The sequence below is a fragment of the Flavobacteriaceae bacterium HL-DH10 genome, from assembly GCA_031826515.1.
Classification (GTDB): Bacteria; Bacteroidota; Bacteroidia; order Flavobacteriales; family Flavobacteriaceae; genus Thalassobellus; species Thalassobellus suaedae.
The window spans coordinates 3309989-3325567 of the sequence record CP134536.1 but is presented as its reverse complement, the minus strand read 5'-3'; the positions used below and the strand labels follow the sequence as shown (position 1 = coordinate 3325567).

Sequence of the window (15579 nt, the reverse complement as noted above, 5' to 3'; positions counted from 1 at the left end):
TTTTATCGGTGGTAAATCCCGAATTTTACAGCTAAATTATAGGCATTGAACAGCAAAAAAATTGTTATTACAGGAGGTCCAGGTACTGGAAAAACATCAATTATTAATGAATTGAAAAATCAAAATTATCATTGTTTTGATGAAATTATACGGGAACTAACTTTAGAAGCTAAAAACGATGTTGAAGCAGACTCACAAATTTCAAACCCTATTGCCTTTGTGAACGACCCACTAGATTTTAACACCAAATTATTAAACAGTAGATTAAACCAATTTAAACAAGCGGCTGGTTTAAATGAATCGCTCGTTTTCTTTGATCGAGGTATTCCTGATGTTTTAGCTTATATGACTTTTTTTAATCAAGAATATGATGATGAATTTTTAAAAATATGCGATACAAATAGATATCACCACATTTTTTTGCTTCCGCCCTGGGAAGCTATTTACAAATCTGATAACGAACGATTTGAAACTTTTGAGGAAGCTGTTAAAATTCATGAAGCATTAAAACATGTTTATAAAAATTTAGCATATAATATTATTGAAGTTCCTTTTGGAACCATTGAAAAACGTATTGATTTTATAATCAACTATCTTTAATATATTTTTTTGGAACATCCCATTAACATATTAGAACGCTACTGGAAATTTACAGCATTTAAGCCTAACCAAGAGGCTATTATTAATGCTGTACTTGAAGGCGAAGACACATTTGCATTGCTACCTACTGGAGGCGGAAAATCGTTATGCTTTCAAATCCCTGCGCTAGCCAAAAAAGGAATTTGCATTGTTATATCACCTCTTATTGCTTTAATGAAAGACCAAGTAGAATCCCTTAACAACAAAGGGATTAAAGCTATGGCCTTAACCAGTGGTATTACATATAGTCAATTAGATACGCTTTTAGATAATTGCATTTACGGAAATTATAAATTTTTATACCTCTCGCCCGAACGTTTACAACAAGAGCTAGTACAAGAACGTATTAGGCAAATGAACGTTAATTTAATAGCTGTAGATGAAGCCCATTGTATCTCGCAATGGGGAAGTGATTTTAGACCCGCTTATAAAAACATTGTACTATTACGCCAATTACAACCTACGGTTAATGTTATTGCGTTAACGGCTTCAGCAAAGCCTGATGTTGTAAATGATATTGTTAAAGAACTCGATTTTATTCAGCCTAAAATATTTAAACACTCCTTTTACAGACCCAATTTGGGCTATATGGTTTTTCATGAAAACGATAAGCATTACAGACTTGAAACTATTTTAAAAAAATACAAGGCATCTTCTATTGTTTATGTTAGAAACAGAAAATCTACCATAGAAATCAGTTCGTTTTTAGAATCTAAAAATATATCTGCAACCTTTTATCATGGCGGACTAGCAAACAATGATAAAGACAGTAATATGGATGCTTGGATTCATAACCAAAAACAAGTTATGGTAGCTACCAATGCCTTTGGAATGGGCATTGATAAACCCGATGTTAAAACTGTTATCCATTTAAATTTACCAGAAAGTATAGAAAGCTACTTTCAAGAAGCTGGTCGTGTAGGGCGAAATGGCGATAAAGCTTTTGCTGTTATTCTAAAAAATAATAGCGATGAAATTTTAGTTAAAAACCAGTTTTTAAAGGTGTTACCCAATGTAGATTTGGTTAAACAAGTGTATAGAAAACTGTGTAATTATTTTCAAATATCCTATGGTGAAGGTGAATATTTAACATTTGATTTTGACTTTAATACTTTTTGCAAAACCTATAATTTCGCAAGTATTTTATGCTACAATGCCTTACTTTTACTAGATAGAAATAGTATTATTACACTTTCTAAACAATTTAAAAATAAAATATCTGTTCAATTTATTACATCAAATGCTTCGCTTTTTAATTATTTAGAAACACACCAAGATTACAACATAATAGTAAAATCGATACTTCGAATGTATGGTGGTATTTTTGATCATGACACTACCATTAACCTTTTTAAAATAGTAGAAAGAGCATCGGTAAAAGAAAATATTGTAATTAATACGTTGCAACAATTAGAAAAAGATGGGATAATAACGCTTCATTTATCTAAAACAGATGCACAAGTTACATTTATACAACCTCGAGAAGATGATAAAACCATCAACAGAATAGCTTCAATTATCGAGCAGCAAAATGAATTAAAACAGCAGCAAGTTAAAGCTATGCTTGATTATGTTGAGAATGATTCGGTTTGTAAAAGTATGCAACTACTCGCTTATTTTGGTGAAAAAGACATGAAACCATGTGGCATTTGCTCGGTTTGTATCAGTTCAAAAAAAAGTATTAAACCTCAAAATATAAGCACACTAAAAAATCGTATTATAGAATTATTAGAAAATGGCGATTTATCATCTCGAGCAATCAGCGCTAATATTAATGCAACAGAAGAAGATATTAAAAAAGTTTTAAAACTGTTGTTAGAACATAATATCGTTTCTATCACACAAACAAACACATATAAATTAAGTCATTTATAAAGCGAATTACATCTGACATATAAAAACAATAAATACGAAAAAATGAAAGATTTAAGAATTGTATTCATGGGTACGCCAGAATTTGCTGTTACTACATTAAAAGCACTAGTAGAAAACCAATACAATATTGTAGGCGTTATTACAGCACCCGATAAACCTGCAGGTCGCGGACGTAAACTAAATGAAAGTGCCGTTAAACAATATGCAAAATCTCAAAACTTACATATATTACAACCCACAAATTTAAAAAACGAAGATTTTTTAGAAGCTTTAAAAGCGCTAAATGCTAATCTTCAAATTGTAGTCGCTTTTAGAATGTTACCAAAAGCTGTTTGGCAAATGCCCGAATATGGTACATTCAATTTACATGCTTCATTACTTCCAGACTACCGTGGTGCTGCTCCAATTAATTGGGCTATTATAAATGGAGAAACAAAAACGGGAGTTTCAACATTCTTTATTGATGAAAAAATTGATACGGGAGAAATGATTTTACAAGAAGATATTTTAATTGATTCAGAAGAAAATGCAGGAAGCCTGCATGATAAATTAATGCTACTTGGAAGTAAACTTGTTTTAAAGACCGTAGCTTTAATTGAAAAAGGATCTGTAAAAACAACACCGCAACAAGAAACTACTGAAACTAAAACGGCTAACAAACTTAACAAAGACAATTGTAAAATTAACTGGACCGATACCATAGACAATATATATAATATGATTCGTGGATTAAGTCCGTACCCTGCTGCTTGGTGTACACTAATTAATGGAAAAGATGAATTAGATATTAAAATTTATGCTGCTAGAAAAGAGTATTCTAATCATGACTCCGCTATTGGTAGTATTATATCTACGAAAAAAGAATTAAAAGTAGCAGTAACAAATGGTTACATAATTATTGAAGAAATTAAGCTTCCAGGAAAAAAAATGATGGATATAAAATCGCTATTAAATGGGTATGCATTTGCAGCAGACGCAAAAATGCTCTAAACCCTTATTAACACTGATATATTAAAAAACTCGACAAAATACACTGCCTTTATTAACAAAAGCAGTAAGTTATCAACAATACTAGGTATTTCCCTTGCTATTACTTGCATGGTTGCATAATCCGTATAAATTTGTAGTAGGATTTAACAAAAATGTTTAACCAATTTATTAATAATTAAATTTTACATTATGAACAAAACAGATTTAATCGACGCAATGGCAGAACACGCAGGAATCACTAAAGCAGCTGCAAAAAAAGCTTTAGAGTGTGCAATCATTGAAATTGAAGGAGCTTTACAAAAAGGTAACAGAGTTTCTTTAGTAGGATTTGGATCTTGGTCAGTATCTAAAAGAGCTGCAAGAGAAGGAAGAAACCCTCAAACTGGTGCTACTATAAAAATTAAAGCTAAAAACGTTGTTAAGTTTAAAGCTGGATCAGATTTATCAAGTGCAGTAAACTAAGATTTACTTCTTAATAATTCAAAAAAAGCCTTCAAGTTATTGAAGGCTTTTTTATTTAATATTAGCAAAACAGTTGCTTATTAAATAAATAAATGCTAGATTTAGTTACTAATTCCTCAAAATTATGGTAACATCAAAACCTAAAAAAGGTGATTTACTAATCGCAGAACCTGCAATAATTGGCGATGTTTCTTTTAACCGCTCTATTGTTTTATTAGCAGATCACACCGAAGAAGGATCTATAGGCTTCATATTAAATAAACCTTTAGAATACACTATTAATGACTTAGTACCAGAAGTAGACGCTACTTTTAAAGTGTATAATGGCGGTCCTGTAGAACAGGATAATTTGTATTTTATTCATAAAATACCACATTTAATACCTGACAGTATAGAAATTTCTTTAGGTATTTTTTGGGGTGGTGATTTTAGTAAAGTTGCCGAACAAATTGCCAACAATACCATAAAAGAAAATGATATTCGTTTTTTTCTAGGGTATTCGGGTTGGGATACCAATCAATTAAAAGAAGAGCTAAAAGCGAATTCTTGGGTTGTAACAGAAAATATTTATAAAAAGAATATTATAGAAAAGGATTATGAAACCTTTTGGAAAGAAAAAATGCTAGAATTTGGTGGCGAGTATAGTATTTGGTCTAATGCACCAGAAAATCCAAGTTTTAATTAATTTAATCTTATTTTTATATTTAATTTCTGTAATAAATTTATAGCGACTTCGTTTGTAAACGTCTTTTTTCTATATTTTGTTACAGACTGTATCCCTACAATAACATTTGTTATAAAAATTTCATCAGCCTTTTGAAGTTCAAAAGGTGATATAGAATCTTCAACCAATTCATATTCTGGAATACCATTTATTAATTCAATAATTTGTTTTCGCATAACGCCTTTTAAACAGCCTTCATTAACTGGTGGCGTTTTTATAATATTTCCTTTTACTAAAAAAACATTTCCGTTAAGCGCTTCCACAATTTTTTTATCGGTATTTAAAACAAAACAGTTGTGTAACTTATTTTCTTTAGCATAAATGCTTCCAACAACATTTAACGCTTTATTATTGCTTTTTAAAGTTGACAATAAACTTGGTGATACATAAAAATCTTTAAACAAATCTACTTCGTAAAAACCTTCATTGTGTACATATAAATCATGTTCAATAGCTTTTACAGTAATAAGGAAACTCACATCGTTTGTATTGGGTAAATACAAGCCTCCTTCGTTTCTAAAAACGGTTAACTTAATTCTTGAAGACTTATTACCTAATTGATTAGAATCTAAAGTTTTTTGTATTTGAGCTTCTAAAAATTCCATGGTAAATTTCATAGGAATTTCCATGCGCATAATTCGCATAGATGCCATCAACCTAAAATAATGATCTTCCCAAAACAACAACTTACCATTGGATATTTTAATAGTTTCAAAAAGCGCATCACCATATGTAAAACCTCTGTTTTGAATAGATAATAGTGTATTGTTGTCTAAGATATTTTCGTTAAAATTTGTCATAAAAAAAGCCCATTCTTATCATTAATTAAGAGTGGGCAAATATACTTTAAAATATATTTATATTTTTAAGCTGAACCTAATACTTGTTTTAAACTAGAAATTTGATTCACCCAAAGCATTTTAGACTCGTCAACTTCATCTTCTTCAGCAAAATCTGTAACCATTAATGATACATCTTTAGTTATTTCATCTACTTGAATTCTAATTTCAAAATAGCATTGTAACCCCTCTTCTTCGTCATCAATCCATCTAAATTTAACACGCTCGCCACTTTTTTTGCTTAACAATTTAGCTTGTTCTTCACTATCATCCCAAATAAAAGTAAACAGCTCGCCTCTAGAATTTACATTATCTGAAAACCATTCGGATAAACCAGACGGTGTAGATATGTATTGATATAACAGTTGAGGAGATGCTTGAATTGGGAATTCTATATCAAATTTAATTTTATCGTCCATAAAGTACTTTAAGTTTATGTTGCCAATATATACATAAATTGATAAGTATAACAATAATTTTAATAATATTTTCCCTTAGTATTGTTTGCGTACAACAATAATGTTTTTATATTTGCAGCCTCAAATTATGGCGAGGTAGCTCAGCTGGTTAGAGCGTCGGATTCATAACCCGGAGGTCGGGGGATCGTGCCCCCCTCTCGCTACAAGATAAACAAAGGAAAGTCAAGAAAAAAATTTCTTGACTTTTTTATTTGCTAAAACATAGCTAAAACATTTTGCTCTTTTTTACGCTGTTATACCAAACATGCACAAATCATATCAAATTCTATTAAACTCTTATTATTTTCTTATATTAAGTCTTTAGAATAGAAAAAATTAGCTGGTAAACCTCCTGTATGCCAAAAAAGAACATTGGAATTCTTTTTTAATTTTTTGTTTTCGAGATGATCCAACATCCCATAAAATGCCCTTCCCGAATAAACTGGATCAAGTAAAATACCTTCGCTATGGGCTAATTCTTTTATTGCATTTTTTTCATTTGACGTTACAACGCCATATCCCTCTGAATCATAGCCTCTAATTAGTGTCGCATCTTCAATTGTGTATGCTTTTTCAATACCCAATGTTTTCTGTCCTTCAAGCAATAGTTCCAGTACGGCTTTATCTAATGTTACATCTCCGTAACCCAATTTATCAATACTTATGGGCATTAACTTTACATCAAGTCCATATAAATCTGTTCCAAGTTTGAGTCCAGCCTGCGTTCCACCAGAACTAGAAGCAAAGAATATATAATCCATCTTCAAGTTCAAGTCGGATAGTTGTTTTTTTAACTCTTTTACAGCATCTACAAACCCATAAGCGCCAAGTAAATTTGAGCCTCCATACGGTACTACATAGACTTTTTTATTTTGTTCCTCTAATTTTTGCTTTAAAGAAAATAAATCTTCACCCTTTCTATTGTCACCAGTAAAATGGATATTGGCACCCAGTAAATGGGAAAGCAATAAATTACCTGTGTAATTTTCTGGTTTATTGCCACCTAACAATAAATGGCATTCTAAACCTGACTTTGCACATGCTGCTGCGGCTTGCCTACAATGGTTGGATTGTTGAGCTCCTGCCGTAATGATTGTATCATATCCTTTATCCAAGGCTTCATAAATAAAAAATTGTAGTTTCCTTACCTTGTTACCTCCAGACGCTAATCCAGAATTGTCATCGCGCTTGATATATAAATTATAATCAGGATATTTTTTTGATAAGTTTTCCATCTTCTCCAATGGCGTTGGGTAAAAACCTAGAGGATATTTTTTTGAAAGCATCATGGTGTTTTTATTTAATACTAAGATAAAACTTCTTTAATTGCAAATAAAATATTATATTAATATTTTGTAATTGAACACTTTAATGATTATTATACAAAAAAAATATCATTATACCCCAGAGTATGAATATTCCTCATCAATGCATTGGATTGTACTTTTCATGTGCATTGTTATTAGTATTATAATCATCTATCAAATATTCAAAATTTCATTAAACAAGAAAAAAGCAAATAGGACATCTTACAGATATCTATATCTAGCTATCCTCTTTTTACTATATAATTTGCTGAATGGCTTATTGCCCAATGAATCATTGCCCGGTCCATTATTTTTTCAATACATTGCCACTTATAGCATATCAATTTTTATGTGTATCTATCTTGTATGGTATTTATATCAGGAATTTAATATAATAACTCCGAATTCATTTTTCAAAATTAAAAACCTTGCAGTTGCTTTATCATTGTGTTTTTTATTTCTTTTCATCGTACCTTATTATTATACTAAGTCTCTTGATTTTGCTAGAAGTCTATTCTTGATTATTCCAATATTCTTATCCGTCACATTCCTTATTTACTTTTTTATGACTATCAAAAAAGAAGTAAAGCGCCAGCGTTACTTCAAAATACAAACCTATTTAGGTTTAACTTCTATACTATCTATAATTCTTTTGCCATTACTAACCTACTTTGGAGATTTTCAACCCGTAACCCAACCATTAGTAACCATGGCCTTTTTTTTAGTTACAACTATGGAAGTAAACAGTTATATATATAGATTAAAAAACTCTTATATTTTAAAACGGAATATTGGTGAAGAATACAATTTTACGAACAGAGAAAATGAAATTGCTATCCAAATCATCAAAGGAGCTAGTTATAAAAAAATATCTGAAAACATGTTTATCTCTTATGGTACAGTTAGAAAACATGCCTCTAATATCTTTATAAAATCAAAGGTTTCTAATAGAGAAGGCTTGATGAAAAAATTTAGAAAATAGTAAATAATTAATAAATGTGAAGAAAATTCACATTTAAAATACACACAAAATACACAGGTTTTGATTTGATTTTATTGATATTTTTAACAAATTGTTCTAAGAAATAGTGAATCCAAAATAAACCGAATCAATTGAAGCCTATAAAATGAACGAAATTTGTTTCTCTCATTTCCTTCACCTATAATGGTCATATAAATTTCAAACTCCTCTCACTAATTACTATTTCTGCATTAGTTTATCGCAATGGATTTTGAAAAAAACAATAAAGAACTTATTAAGAAATTGGATGATGTAAAATATGAATCCAATAACATTGTTGACCGTTCCAATCAATCAATTATTATCTGCCGAAATTATCTAAATAACTACAAAAAAGAAGTTGTTAAAAACGGATTTCAATCAATTGATAAAGAAATTGAGTTTTTCAAAAGAACAAAACAGACTCCCTTGACTCAACTTATCTATTACTCAGAAATCCGTTCTTTCGAAATTCAATTTCCAAAAGTAGATTTAAACCAACAACGAAAATATGTAAAAAAGAAAATGAGCAAACTAAATCGTTTTTTTCTGTACAATATGGACTTTGCACAATATATAAAGTCAAACCAAACACATCTTGACAAGCAATACTTTACAAGGGATTATTTTGATAATCTTCCTATTACTTCTTCAAAATTCTACTTCCAAGATCCAGATTTCTGTACACCATATGATATGTTATTAGGTAAACTCACAGCATATAATAATTTTATTTCTTACCTCCAAAACAGATTAGTTAACTCTAAAAAATCAAAACACTACAACGATTTAAAGGTGACGAATGAGGTGGAACTACAATGGACTTCAACAAAAACAGATTTAACTGAATTAATTTATGCACTACATCACTGTAGAGTCATCAATAATGGCAAATCTGATATCAAGGAGATTGCTAAAGTTCTTGAAGGAGTTTTACATTTTGAAATTGGGGATTGTTACAAAACATTTGCCGAAATAAAAACAAGGAAAATGAGTCGTACAAAATTTTTAGATGACCTATCGCAAGGCCTACTTACATACATAAATAATTCTGAGGATTAATACTTCAAAATCACCATAGTCGGGTATACCTCCTGTAATCGCTATTTTCTTTGCGGTTTTTTCCTTTATTCAAATTAAATAGTTTATAAAGGACCTCAAAACCCAGCAAAATCCATCATTTTTAAAACTGTTAAATTTTGACCCGACTACGGTTAAACTACTGCTTAAAGACCATCAAAACTTATCAAATTTGCTAAATGAAAGTCAAATACCATCATAAATAATAATGCAATAAATCCAATCATGCCAACAAGTATCATCACTACAGACGACCTAAGAGATTTTAAAATTGAATTACTCAGTGATATTAAAAAGTTGCTGATAAAACAATCAGGTACAGGATTAAAGAAGTATTTAAAATCGTCTGAAGTCATGGATTTACTGAGCATTAGTGCTGGAACTCTACAAAATTTAAGAATGAATGGCACAATTCCACACACTAAAATGGGAGGTATCAATTTTTATGAAGCCGATGAAATCCAGAAAGTTATGATAGCAAATAGAGTTCAAATAAAATTGAGTAAAGATGTATGAATTATATAAAACATCTCAACGCCATATTTCAGCAATTTGCTATGGATTCTAATCTGAATCCTACACACATAAGCTTATACATGGCGCTTTTTCAATTTTGGAATATCAATCGATTCCCAGAAACCTTTTACATAAACCGTGAAGAAGTGATGAAAATGGGAAAAATAGGATCTAAGGCAACATATCACAGATGTCTTAAAAACTTGAATGATTGGAAATATATACACTATTTACCATCGCATAATCCATACAAAGGAAGTCAAATTAAGATACTCAAATTTAATACAAGTAGTGAAACAAGTACAGAGACAAGCAATGAACAACCTGTGGGACAAGCATTAGTACCTAATATAAACATTAATAAACAAATAGAAAATAGTATTAAAACTAAGCTGCCTAAAAATGAAAATGAAGTTTTAGATTTTTTTATAAAAAAAGAATGGACTGCTATTGAAGGTAAAAAATTCTACAATCATTATACATCTATTGGATGGAAACTCGGTGGTAAAATAAAAATTGTTAACTGGCACGCAACCGCTGAAAATTGGATGTTGAAAGCAAATGAAATAGAAAAGGTTGAAGCAGTGTCTCAAAACAAGGACAACCTTAAAACCACTAAAATCAAAGATTATGGTCAACCCCTCTAAAATAACCGAAGGTGGTGTAGAATTTTCCATTGGTACATTCGATGGAAAAGCTGTTACCTATGATTTTCAGAAAATACTAATTTATCTGGATGCTAAAGGAAAACTACTCTTTGGTAAGCATTTTAAAATATACGAAGAAGACCATAATGTCATTATGAAACTTTGCCATTATTTTATAAAAGACATTGAGAACTGCGAGCGACATGATATCGATCCAAACAAAGGCATCTTACTTTCTGGTCCAGTTGGTTGTGGCAAAACCAGTTTGATGCGACTTTTAAAATTCATTGTCCCACATCAACGTCCATACATTGTAGTACCTTCTCGTAACATCGTTTTCGGGTTTAACCATGTAGGCTACAAAACCATTGAAGATTATGGTAATAGTCAGTTTTTTTGTTTTGATGATCTGGGTGTTGAACCCATTGGCAGGCATTATGGAAAAGATTGCAATGTCATGGGAGAAATACTCTTATCCCGATATGAAATTTTCCTAAAACACAACATAAAAACCCATGCCACAACAAACTTGAATGCCGAGGAATTGGAACATTTGTACGGAAACAGAGTACGGAGTAGAATGCGCCAATTATTCAACCTCATTGCTTTTGACAAGCACACAAACGATAAACGAAAATAAAACCAAAATATCATGAAAATAGCAACCTTTAACGTCCAGAATTTATTTCATCGCGATAAAAGCTTATTAGAAAAACCTTTCGGAAAAAATTTAACCGATTGGATAAACGAGCTTGATGATTTAATGCGAAAACCTTCCATTTCTTTAGTAGATCAAACCCGCATTCGGGAACTCTCCTTTTTAACAGGTTTTGAAAAATCCAGTCCGCGACCTTATGCTGTTCTGCGTAGAAAAGCAGGTTTTTTATATATGAAAGGCTTAAACTATTCCACCGATTCCAAGGCCAGCGACCTCACAAAATGGAATGGTTGGATAGAATTGCAAACCACTCCAATTAGACCTGAAGCTACTGATAACAAAGCACGCGTTATTGCAGCTGTTAATCCGGATATATTATTGCTTCAAGAAATTGAAGATAGAGCGTCTTTGGAAGAATTCAACCAATTGATTTTGCCAAAATTTAATTGCAAACCTTACGCACAATCTTTTGTTGTACAAAGTGATACACTTAAAGGTTTGGAATTGGGTATTTTACTCCGTAAGGATTACAAACTAGTTTCAATAAAAACACATCCTATAAATTGCCTTGTTGAATATGAAGTTTTAACACCAAATAATTTAACCATTTATATTTTATCAACCCAATTACAAAAGCAAACAAAAGACAAAGATTTCACAGATGCCACAAGAAAAAAACAAGCAAACTACATTGCAACCATCTACCAGGAACGGATAGCTGAAGATAAAACCAATATCATAATTGCAGGAACTCTTAATGCGCCGTCCTATTGCGATTCTTTATCGCCCCTGCTCCAACATACCAATTTAAAAGATATTACGAAACACTTGTCTTTTGAGGTAGATTGTGATGCTGGAAATGATGCTACTTACCACCGATTAGGAGCGTATAGAAAAGGTGTTAACATCAAGCAAAAAGATTATATGTTACTATCTCCCGCCCTATTTAAAACCATGGAAGATAGTGGATTAAACCGTAAAGGGGTATGGCCAGAAAACCGACCACAATGGTCTGTTTATAAATCTGTAACTAATAAAAATATTGCTGCTAGCGAACATCCTTTGGTTTGGGGGAAGTTAAATAAAAATATTATTAAGTATTGATAAATTTTCGCCACAAAAAAGGAAATGGTAATTCTCGATGATATCTACTTGTTATTGTAAAAATTAAATCAAAACCAAACTTTAGAACACTAAAATCCTTTTCTACAGTAAAAAGTTCAATTTCTTCTTTAACCTCTTTTTTGGTAATCTTCAATTAAACTATAGAGAGTAATTGAATGTTTAACTTTACCCGACTTTCTGCTATAGCCATAATTTAAATAATAATCTTCTGTTTCAGACTTTGGAAACCAAATTTGTAAGTTCAATTTATTATCAAATAATTCCATAATTTTTTGAAGGTCGTCGTAAGCCTCCTTGTTATTTAATATTGCAGACCAATCAGCTAGCAATGTAAGAAGCATCGAAGATTTTTCATCTTGTTCTTTGGAACCAATATAATAATCCACTAAGTTTTCATAATTTGACCTGAACAGGGGAAAAAAATCTTTTAATATTTTAGCATCATGAATGCCAACAACTAATCTCCTTAACCATTTTACACATTGTTCTTTAAAACCTACCAAATACAAAAATCTTAAAGCTGGCTCAATATCAATAATATGGTCATCATATAAAGGATAATGAGATGGTGGATTTGTATTAATTAAAGAAATAAGTGTTTCTGCAATTGTTATAGTTGACTTTTCATAAATATCACTAAAACTAGGGTTTTTAGGATCGAAATGATATTGATAATGTTTTATTTCTGTCAATCCGATGTTAGCAATTATACCAATTTCTTCCCAAACTGTCAAGCTGTACTCAATCTGATTACGAGAATAGCGTTGTAAACTATGTTCAACAAAATAATGTTCGTTTACTTTGTTAAAGTAGGCAATACCTATTTTACGCCTTAACAAATGAATATTGTAAAATTCTAAATGACTAAATTTTTCTTTAAAATGACCTTGACTATTTAACCATTCATATGATTTTAAAATAGTCTTGTCAGCAGCATATATTGCTGATTTAATATAGCCGTTATCTTCTGCCCATTTAAAAACAATACTTAAACATATCTGTAATAATTTTAATCTTTTAAGAAGTGGTTTTTTTGTTTTTATGGGCTTTTCTAATATTAAATCTACTAATTTGTTATAATGGTTTAAGTCATAGTCTTTAAGTTCTTGAAATGCCAATGTTTTCTTCAATAATGAACGCATTTCTGAATTAAATAATCTTTCTGAAAGTAGATTATCAGAAACCATTTTAGATATGTCATCTATACCCCAAAATTCGTATTCAACATCATTTTTATTGTAGGTTTCAGTGTATTGCACCCAGCTTGTTTGTATAGTTTGCTCTAATTCACCGTTAGTTGCTACAATAATTTTTTTTGGAAGTTTCTTTTGACTTCTTGTCAATGATATATTTATATATGTTTCTCTTATATCATTTAATGACTGGCGAACACTAGTAGGACTAGAATCCCAAATCACCCTTGTGATATTTCCTTGCTTGACAGTAATTAAAAATAATTTTTCTAACCCATCTTTATCCTTACCAATAGCGGCTATATCTACACCATATTGTCTTCCTTTTTGAGGTTTAGAAATAGGAGTTATTCCTTTACTTATCAAAATATCGATAAGTAGCGCATCAAGTTCACCATCTTCTTTTAAAAGAGCTATATATTCACTAGTTAGGAAGTTCATCTCGTTTTATATTTTGCCACATTAACCTAAGTTTTTCTTGCCCTATTTCATCAATATATTGAACACGAGCAACTTCGACACTACTTCTGAAGCTCTGCATTTCTGATTCTTGGGAATATTCCCCTTTATATTTTGAGAAAAAAGACTTACCAGCCCTGAGGTTTATACTAGTAAGCATATCCAAAAAGGAATCTTTTTTTCTATCAGAAGCATCCATTAATTTTTGCATTTGAACATTTTGTTGTTTCAAAAAATAGTTCATTCGTTTATCGGAAGGTTCAAATTCGTTTATTAATTCCAACTCAGAAACTTGTTTGTAGTAATGTTCTGAAGAATCTATAATTTGGTCAATAATTGAAGATATTATTTTATTTGCAGTTTTTCTTTTATTTTTTAAAATATCAGTTACTGAATAATAATTTATTATTAAATACTTTGCGAATAGGCTTGCTATATGATTTCTTATTCGCTCATTTTTATAGTTCACTTCTAAAATATTATATAGCATTTCTGATGCATACTTATAATCTAGAATATAGCCCACAATCATAAACACTATATAAAGTGAATCTGTTTCTGATAAGTTTTTTAATAACTCTTTAGGAAGACAAATAATATCGACTTTAGAGCTTAAATCACTAATTACAAATTGTAGTGCAATTTTATATGAATTATTATCTGAATTCAACCAATCTAAAAATAGTTTTTCTATAGTTTTAGGATGATTAGAATATAATTCGTGTATTAATACTTCCAAAGCAGTTATGCTTTTGAGTTTTCCTCTATTGTTCTGCACCCAATTATTGATAAAACCAATAATTATATCTGGTTGAGTAAGTAAAGTATCTTTTAATCTATAGTTAATTGTGCTATATATACCTTGATATTTAACTTCAGTAAAAGTCAAAAGATTTAAGCTTTTTTTAAAATAGTCTGGATCGTCTTCAAATTTAAATTCAGCATTGAGAGACCTTGCCACTTCGTTTTGCACATCTACATTTTTTTTCTCTAATAATAGTATAACTACTTCCTTTGCATTAATGATAGTATTTAAATACTTATTATAGAATCTAGCTATAATACCAAAATTCATAATAGAATCCCTTTCAATAATTTTGACTAAATTTTCATGGACTGCATTTAAGAACTTTAATTTTTCCTGTTCATTTTCAAGCATGATTTGATAGGCTGCACTAATCCCAGAATGAACGGTATATTCATCTGAGCTCATAATAAAAGACAAGATTTTATCTTTATAAGGGTAATTAGTTTTACTTTGTGATAAACCACCAAATATTGAGGCACTGAAATCTAAAGTTTCTAATGTCCCTTTTTGTTCTATCATTTCTAATATAACAATCGCTTCATCTGGTTTTTCCAATGCAAATTTTCTAATTGCGTCGTATATAGCATAATTTGCCATATCATTCTTAATCCTATTATATAAAAGAGGCAAAGTCTCAACAAAATACTCTTTATCTTGTATTTCAAAATTTTTACAGTACACATGAAAATCTTGCCAAAATTCATGGTAGTCAGGGTTTTCATTTAATCTTTTTAAAAAGATGTTTTCCTTATTTTTCATTAAATATTTTTACAATGATAAATATAAGTTTTTGGATTAA

Annotated in this window: 16 protein-coding genes and 1 tRNA gene; 12 read left to right on the top strand and 5 right to left on the bottom strand. The window is 30.4% G+C overall.

Annotated features, from left to right (window positions below):
- Positions 1-45: 45 nt before the first annotated feature.
- The 5 genes from RHP49_14050 to RHP49_14030 all read left to right on the top strand — a co-directional run bounded on the left by RHP49_14050 (position 46) and on the right by RHP49_14030 (position 4651).
- On the top strand, positions 46-600 hold the full coding sequence (locus RHP49_14050; protein ID WNH12010.1) for an ATP-binding protein: 555 nt from the start codon (positions 46-48) through the stop codon (positions 598-600).
- Positions 601-609: 9 nt separating this feature from the next.
- Positions 610-2514 carry a RecQ family ATP-dependent DNA helicase gene (locus RHP49_14045; protein ID WNH12009.1) on the top strand — a complete coding sequence of 635 codons (1905 nt, stop codon included), beginning with the start codon at positions 610-612 and terminating at the stop codon, positions 2512-2514.
- 42 nt (positions 2515-2556) lie between these two features.
- Positions 2557-3504, top strand: coding sequence for a methionyl-tRNA formyltransferase (gene fmt / locus RHP49_14040; GenBank protein WNH12008.1), 948 nt, complete (start codon positions 2557-2559; stop codon positions 3502-3504).
- A 189-nt stretch (positions 3505-3693) separates the two neighbouring features.
- On the top strand, positions 3694-3966 hold the full coding sequence (locus RHP49_14035) for an HU family DNA-binding protein (protein ID WNH12007.1): 273 nt from the start codon (positions 3694-3696) through the stop codon (positions 3964-3966).
- Positions 3967-4090: 124 nt separating this feature from the next.
- Positions 4091-4651, top strand: a complete 561-nt coding sequence (locus RHP49_14030; GenBank protein WNH12006.1) for a YqgE/AlgH family protein — start codon at positions 4091-4093, stop codon at positions 4649-4651.
- On the opposite strand, the gene RHP49_14025 is transcribed toward RHP49_14030, so the two are convergent.
- Together RHP49_14025 and RHP49_14020 are read right to left on the bottom strand one after the other, a co-directional pair.
- Positions 4648-5490: an aminotransferase class IV gene (locus tag RHP49_14025; GenBank protein WNH12005.1), complete on the bottom strand. Its 843-nt coding sequence runs from the start codon at positions 5488-5490 to the stop codon at positions 4648-4650. The two genes, RHP49_14030 and RHP49_14025, sit on opposite strands and share 4 nt — an antisense overlap.
- 65 nt (positions 5491-5555) lie before the next feature.
- Positions 5556-5948, bottom strand: a complete 393-nt coding sequence (locus RHP49_14020) for an START-like domain-containing protein (protein WNH12004.1) — start codon at positions 5946-5948, stop codon at positions 5556-5558.
- A 129-nt stretch (positions 5949-6077) separates the two neighbouring features.
- Between RHP49_14020 and RHP49_14015 the strand changes: the two genes are divergently transcribed.
- A tRNA-Met gene (locus RHP49_14015) sits at positions 6078-6151 on the top strand.
- 144 nt (positions 6152-6295) lie between these two features.
- Here RHP49_14015 and RHP49_14010 read toward each other — a convergent pair.
- Positions 6296-7276 carry a D-cysteine desulfhydrase family protein gene (locus RHP49_14010; protein WNH12003.1) on the bottom strand — a complete coding sequence of 327 codons (981 nt, stop codon included), beginning with the start codon at positions 7274-7276 and terminating at the stop codon, positions 6296-6298.
- A gap of 583 nt (positions 7277-7859) precedes the next feature.
- Between RHP49_14010 and RHP49_14005 the strand changes: the two genes are divergently transcribed.
- From RHP49_14005 to RHP49_13980, 6 genes are all read left to right on the top strand, one after another.
- Entirely contained in the window at positions 7860-8276 is a 417-nt protein-coding gene (locus RHP49_14005) for a helix-turn-helix transcriptional regulator (GenBank protein ID WNH12002.1), read from the top strand.
- 243 nt (positions 8277-8519) lie between these two features.
- On the top strand, positions 8520-9356 hold the full coding sequence (locus tag RHP49_14000) for an RteC domain-containing protein (protein WNH12001.1): 837 nt from the start codon (positions 8520-8522) through the stop codon (positions 9354-9356).
- Between the two features lie 243 nt (positions 9357-9599).
- Entirely contained in the window at positions 9600-9890 is a 291-nt protein-coding gene (locus RHP49_13995) for a helix-turn-helix domain-containing protein (GenBank protein ID WNH12000.1), read from the top strand.
- Entirely contained in the window at positions 9887-10537 is a 651-nt protein-coding gene (locus RHP49_13990; protein WNH11999.1) for a hypothetical protein, read from the top strand. The genes RHP49_13995 and RHP49_13990 overlap by 4 nt, the downstream gene beginning before the upstream one ends.
- Complete coding sequence (locus RHP49_13985) at positions 10521-11177, top strand: ATPase (GenBank protein ID WNH11998.1); 657 nt, start codon at positions 10521-10523, stop codon at positions 11175-11177. The genes RHP49_13990 and RHP49_13985 overlap by 17 nt, the downstream gene beginning before the upstream one ends.
- 12 nt (positions 11178-11189) lie before the next feature.
- Positions 11190-12299 carry a hypothetical protein gene (locus tag RHP49_13980; GenBank protein ID WNH11997.1) on the top strand — a complete coding sequence of 370 codons (1110 nt, stop codon included), beginning with the start codon at positions 11190-11192 and terminating at the stop codon, positions 12297-12299.
- 128 nt (positions 12300-12427) lie between these two features.
- Here RHP49_13980 and RHP49_13975 read toward each other — a convergent pair whose 3' ends face one another.
- Together RHP49_13975 and RHP49_13970 are read right to left on the bottom strand one after the other, a co-directional pair.
- On the bottom strand, positions 12428-13954 hold the full coding sequence (locus RHP49_13975) for a hypothetical protein (protein ID WNH11996.1): 1527 nt from the start codon (positions 13952-13954) through the stop codon (positions 12428-12430).
- Entirely contained in the window at positions 13938-15539 is a 1602-nt protein-coding gene (locus RHP49_13970) for a hypothetical protein (protein ID WNH11995.1), read from the bottom strand. The genes RHP49_13975 and RHP49_13970 overlap by 17 nt, the downstream gene beginning before the upstream one ends.
- Positions 15540-15579 lie beyond the last annotated feature (40 nt).

Excerpts from the sequence above, each read along its gene's own strand:
- RHP49_14010 (WNH12003.1), bottom strand. The coding sequence starts at position 7,276 with ATGATGCTTTCAAAAAAATATCCTCTAGGTTTTTACCCAACGCCATTG.
- RHP49_14030 (WNH12006.1), top strand. The coding sequence starts at position 4,091 with ATGGTAACATCAAAACCTAAAAAAGGTGATTTACTAATCGCAGAACCT.
- RHP49_14000 (WNH12001.1), top strand. The coding sequence starts at position 8,520 with ATGGATTTTGAAAAAAACAATAAAGAACTTATTAAGAAATTGGATGAT.
- RHP49_14025 (WNH12005.1), bottom strand. The coding sequence starts at position 5,490 with ATGACAAATTTTAACGAAAATATCTTAGACAACAATACACTATTATCT.
- RHP49_13990 (WNH11999.1), top strand. The coding sequence starts at position 9,887 with ATGAATTATATAAAACATCTCAACGCCATATTTCAGCAATTTGCTATG.
- RHP49_14005 (WNH12002.1), top strand. The coding sequence starts at position 7,860 with ATGACTATCAAAAAAGAAGTAAAGCGCCAGCGTTACTTCAAAATACAA.
- fmt (WNH12008.1), top strand. The coding sequence starts at position 2,557 with ATGAAAGATTTAAGAATTGTATTCATGGGTACGCCAGAATTTGCTGTT.
- RHP49_13975 (WNH11996.1), bottom strand. The coding sequence starts at position 13,954 with ATGAACTTCCTAACTAGTGAATATATAGCTCTTTTAAAAGAAGATGGT.
- RHP49_13985 (WNH11998.1), top strand. The coding sequence starts at position 10,521 with ATGGTCAACCCCTCTAAAATAACCGAAGGTGGTGTAGAATTTTCCATT.
- RHP49_14020 (WNH12004.1), bottom strand. The coding sequence starts at position 5,948 with ATGGACGATAAAATTAAATTTGATATAGAATTCCCAATTCAAGCATCT.
- RHP49_13970 (WNH11995.1), bottom strand. The coding sequence starts at position 15,539 with ATGAAAAATAAGGAAAACATCTTTTTAAAAAGATTAAATGAAAACCCT.
- RHP49_13995 (WNH12000.1), top strand. The coding sequence starts at position 9,600 with ATGCCAACAAGTATCATCACTACAGACGACCTAAGAGATTTTAAAATT.
- RHP49_13980 (WNH11997.1), top strand. The coding sequence starts at position 11,190 with ATGAAAATAGCAACCTTTAACGTCCAGAATTTATTTCATCGCGATAAA.
- RHP49_14035 (WNH12007.1), top strand. The coding sequence starts at position 3,694 with ATGAACAAAACAGATTTAATCGACGCAATGGCAGAACACGCAGGAATC.